The sequence below is a fragment of the Nostoc sp. KVJ20 genome (assembly GCF_001712795.1).
Lineage (GTDB): Bacteria > Cyanobacteriota > Cyanobacteriia > Cyanobacteriales > Nostocaceae > Nostoc.
In genome coordinates, this window is record NZ_KV757845.1 from 1 (window position 1) to 1,146 (window position 1,146).

1 protein-coding gene is annotated in these 1,146 nt (G+C 40.8%); it reads right to left on the bottom strand.

All coding sequences use genetic code 11. The features are described 5' to 3' along the window. Positions 1-385: 385 nt before the first annotated feature. The coding region (locus A4S05_RS38205) for a calcium-binding protein (RefSeq protein WP_141699949.1) at positions 386-1,146 on the bottom strand (761 nt) is incomplete at its 5' end.

A 1,146-nucleotide genomic window follows, 5' to 3' on the forward strand; every position in this document is an offset into this window, starting at 1 on the left:
TTGTTTGGAAAAACCTCAAATGTTTATTGAAAAATATTTAGGTTTTTCCCGCCTTATATCCCTCCACTGAATTTTGTACTTAAATTCAGTGGAGGGATATAAGGCGCAAGACTTAAAAACCCTTTTTCTTTAACCAAACCGTATTGAGAAAGTGTATAAGAAGTGGAAGCGTTAATATGTCAAGAGGAAAATGCTCGGCTGAAGAAGCGAATACAAGCGCTGCAACTGAGCAAAATTCAACGGATGAAGGTATGTGCGATAGCACTTGCGCTATCGCACATAATGAGTTTTAACATTAGCGTCGGCTTCCATGCGTTCGCTAAAAAACTAGTGGATATTGCCGAGATAGCCTCTCTTTTGCTTTAATTACAGCTAGTAAACCAAGTTAAACGAAAGAGAACTGGTTAGTATTATTAAGATTGAAATTTGTAGCCGCTTGTCCTTCAATTAAACCTATAAGTTCAGCAGAAATATTTGAACCACCAGTGAAGAATATAGATGTCCCAAATGGAAGACTACCAACAGATTGAACCAATAAATAATCTGATGCTGAACCTTTGAGTTCGATAGTATCAAAGCGAGATTGAAAGTCTTTGATAATAGCGTAATCTTGATTTCCAGTGGATAACCGATTGCCGTCATTGTAGTAAACAGCGTTCTGGTCACCTAGAACGAAGGTATCTCTTCCTTGACCACCTGTAAGAACGTCAATCTCACCCTTTCCAAAACCTGAAGTATCAACAATCGGATTGACGCCATTTAATCTATCTGCTCCCGCACCACCATTCAAGGCGTCACTTCCACCACCACCAGTCAAGGTGTCACTTTCAGCACCACCATTTAGAACGTCATTGCCATCAACTCCAAACAGTAAGTCGTTACCTGCATCACCAAAAACCCGATCATCTCCCCTACCACCAACTATCAAATCGTTACCGATTCCACCATTGAGAGTATCGTTACCATCTTCACCAGTAAAAACGTCATCCCCAGCACCAGTAGAAACAAAGTCGTTACCGTCACCTGCATCAATGGAGTCAACGCCATTACCACCAATGACAGTATCGTTTCCACCCTCGGCAAAAACTACGTTCAATTCATCATTAAGACCTTCAAGAAAGATAGTATCGTTGCCATCACCACCAT